The 3,111-nt window shown below is 54.0% G+C and carries 3 protein-coding genes and 1 pseudogene; 1 reads left to right on the top strand and 3 read right to left on the bottom strand.

Annotation, left to right across the window (positions count from 1 at the left end; translation table 11 throughout):
- Positions 1 to 331 (bottom strand): cyclic di-GMP-binding domain-containing protein, MshE-related (locus RMSM_RS07275; RefSeq protein WP_008693599.1); only part of this gene is annotated, 331 nt, incomplete at its 3' end.
- Positions 332 to 373: 42 nt separating this feature from the next.
- Positions 374 to 778 (bottom strand): response regulator, encoded by a 405-nt coding sequence (locus RMSM_RS07270; protein ID WP_008693597.1) that lies wholly within the window; start codon positions 776 to 778, stop codon positions 374 to 376.
- A 527-nt stretch (positions 779 to 1,305) separates the two neighbouring features.
- On the opposite strand from RMSM_RS07270, the gene RMSM_RS07265 reads away from it, so the two are divergent.
- Positions 1,306 to 2,520 carry a GGDEF domain-containing protein gene (locus RMSM_RS07265; RefSeq protein WP_008693596.1) on the top strand — a complete coding sequence of 405 codons (1,215 nt, stop codon included), beginning with the start codon at positions 1,306 to 1,308 and terminating at the stop codon, positions 2,518 to 2,520.
- 57 nt (positions 2,521 to 2,577) lie between these two features.
- Here the strand turns inward: RMSM_RS07265 and RMSM_RS07260 are convergent.
- Positions 2,578 to 3,111: pseudogene (locus tag RMSM_RS07260) on the bottom strand (RNA polymerase sigma factor); the annotation flags it as partial.

Genomic DNA, 3,111 nt, shown 5'->3' with positions numbered 1-3,111 from the left:
CTTCCGCGATCGTTTCGATATCGTCCGGTGCGACCATCGCAAGAATCAATTGCCGGTCTTCGACCTTGATGGCACCGGATTGACGAGTTCGGGCAAAATCTTCGGGTAACAAGCGAGCGATCTGAGCGTCCACCGCGGTGGCGTCAATGTCGATGTACGGCACCGCGAACTGTTCGGCCAGCGCACGGCCAAGTTGGATCGTTGACAGCAACTTTTGGCTGACCAACCAATCGCCCAACAACACGCCATGGGGCTTGGATGCAAACGCCGCGTCAAGCGACTCGGCGCTGATCACGTGCTGTTCGATTAAGACATCGCCTAGTCGTCGCATTTTATTTTCTCGGTCTGTATTTGTGGTTTTACCTGTGACGCGCTACCGGCTGCCGACGCCATTGGCAGCATCCGAGACGAGGGCGACGATCTTTTGTTCCAGCACGACCGGATCAAACGGAGTGATCAAGTAGTCTTGGGCTCCTGCGTAGAACGCGCGTTCGACGGTCTCCAGACTGGGGTCCAGCGACACGACCAAAACCGAAAATCGATCAACGCTGAACTCGCCTCGCGATCGCGACAACCATTCCAATCCATCGCCGTCACGCAGCGCCGTATCAACGATCACCAAATGAGGCGTTTCGGCCCGAATTCGATCGATCGCTTCGCCCCCGGTGCCAACCGCTTCGATTTGGTAGCCGAGCAATTGCAGCCGAAACGACATCAGTTCCGAGAGCACCGGTTCGGATTGAACCAGCAAAATTCGTACACCGGATGAATCGAACATCGTGATGCCTTGTCGAGGGAAACAGGAGTAATGGGAAGCCGTTCGCGGGCGATTCACACATCAAGATCGCGTTGAAATGTAGGTCGGAAAAAGCAAGCGGGACAAAAAACGTGGGGGCATTCTCCGGCTCATTTGTGGGGAATCTGCTCGTTTTTCGGTCTCATCACTTCGCACTCTCTTGCGGCCCCCCCTTTCATCCTTCGGACCCGGATAACCGTTGCAATCGGAATCCTTTGACCCTCGCCCTGACTGGTTACGTTGATTTACACGATTCCATGGCGACCCCCTCTGTAGCGTGTTGCAGGTTTGAGTGCGGTCCGCTGGCGTTCGGTTTATGCTGCAATGTTTTTAAGCTGAAATGTTTTCAAACAGAGCAGGGTTCACGAAGAACGCGGCAGACCATCGACGCGCGGGGCATGGCGCTAGCAACATCGTTGACGAAATTCACTTTGGAAGGTGATGGGCTGTCGAACGGTATGAGCGTAGACGAATGGAAACATCGGGGGCCTACAATTTAGGAACATGGCGTGTTACGGATTTATTTTGCATCGCTGAAAGTCGCAATTGCGATCGTTTGCGTTGGAATCAGCCTGATACTTGGCAGCAAGTTTCTGGGATTGATGCCCACATCGCTTCACGACAACGGTCGCACGATGATGCGATTGATTGCCTTTTTTATCGTCGGAGGCATCGCGGCTTACACCCTATTGGTCGTCCGTTTGTTCGGGTCCTTCGAAGTGACTCAAGTGGTGACGGACCGGGTTCGCAAATCGTTGGATGCGTTGGCCGAAGGTTTGGTGATCACGGATGACGCTAGCCGGATTGTTCTGGCCAACCGCTCGTTCTGTGACACGATCGGCTTGACCAGCGAGGACTTAGTGGGAAGGCGACTCGATTCGCTGGGATGGGTATGCAGCCGTTCATCCACGTCCGGAGATTTTCCCTGGGCTCGAGCGATGAGCGAACACAAACGCTACGTCGATCAATTGATGCGGTACCAACATCCCGACGGGTCGTATCGATTTTTGGCGATCAATGCCTCGCCGGTGGACAACAGCACTTCCGACGAAGGGGGCGTGTTGGCGACATTTCGCGACGTGACCGCGGTCGAAGAGCATCGTGCGGAAGTCGAACGTTTGCTACAGATGTTAAGAAATAGCCGTGAGGAAATTTCGAATAAGAACCGCGAATTGCAAGTGCTCGCGACTCAAGATGCGTTGACCGGTTGCTTGAATCGTCGTGCGTTGTTCGAACAATTCGATTCGATTTGGAAAACGCTCAATCGTGCCCAACCGATGCTGGCTTGTTTGATGGTCGACAATGATCATTTCAAACAAGTCAACGATACCTATGGGCATCACGTCGGTGACGAAGTGCTGAAAGCGGTCGCCAAGATTCTACGTGAATCGTTTGAGCGTCCCGCGGTTGTTTGTCGTTACGGGGGCGAAGAGTTTTGTATTCTGATGCCAGGAGCCAGCGTCAACGAGGCGATTGAGGCGGCCGAGGTGGCTCGTCAAGCCGTTGCCGAACAACAGTTTGACGATCAACCTGACTTGAAAATCAGCGCAAGCATCGGAGTGTCGCATATGCAGTTTGATGCCGAGGATCCGCAATCGTTGATCAACCAAGCCGATTGCGCACTCTATGTCGCCAAACATCAAGGTCGTAATCGCGTGGTGGTTTACGGAGAACCTGAGGCGACGTCCGCAGCCCGAGCGGATAACCATTGCGTTTGCATTTGATGCATGTAGCGTTGCTTCGCATCCACCATGACTGTGTGGTCATGCTAAGGTCGGGCTTTAAAACATCCCGCCGCCGCCCATGCCACCACCGCCCATACCACCACCCATACCCATGCCTTGCATCGACATCGGCATTGGGACCTCGACCGATTCAATCACCGGCTCGGGGCCGAAGTGCGATTCACGTAGTGTTTGCAGCAGCGTTTCGATTTGCTGATGCACGTCATAAGTGGTCGAAATCATCAATGCAGGGCGAGTGGAATGAAACGGTGCCATCGTCGAAGCCCCCCCCAACGCCTCCCATGTATCGGGATGGATCGTCGTTTGGATCAGATTGGTGATTGTGCTTGAATCCCCTGGAACAACCCCGGTGCCTTCGAGCCAATAGATGCGAGTGAGAAGTTGCTCTTCTGCAGCTTCCAGCGTGGTGACGGTCAACGTTTCGCCTTGGATTGTGCAGGTCATATCGAGATCCCGCAGCAGGATGTCAAGAAGGCTTTGGAGTTGAACATCCTTGATGTTTAGGGTGACCGGTGTGTCGGTGGTCAATCCGATTTTTTCCAATGCTCGCCGGTCAATTCGGATGGGAAG

Source organism: Rhodopirellula maiorica SM1 (assembly GCF_000346295.1).
Classification (GTDB): domain Bacteria; phylum Planctomycetota; class Planctomycetia; order Pirellulales; family Pirellulaceae; genus Novipirellula; species Novipirellula maiorica.
This window is presented reverse-complemented; position numbering and strand designations above follow the sequence as displayed.

Bases quoted from the DNA above. Each gene is read 5' to 3' on its own strand.
- RMSM_RS07270 (WP_008693597.1), bottom strand. From the start codon at position 778: ATGTTCGATTCATCCGGTGTACGAATTTTGCTGGTTCAATCCGAACCG.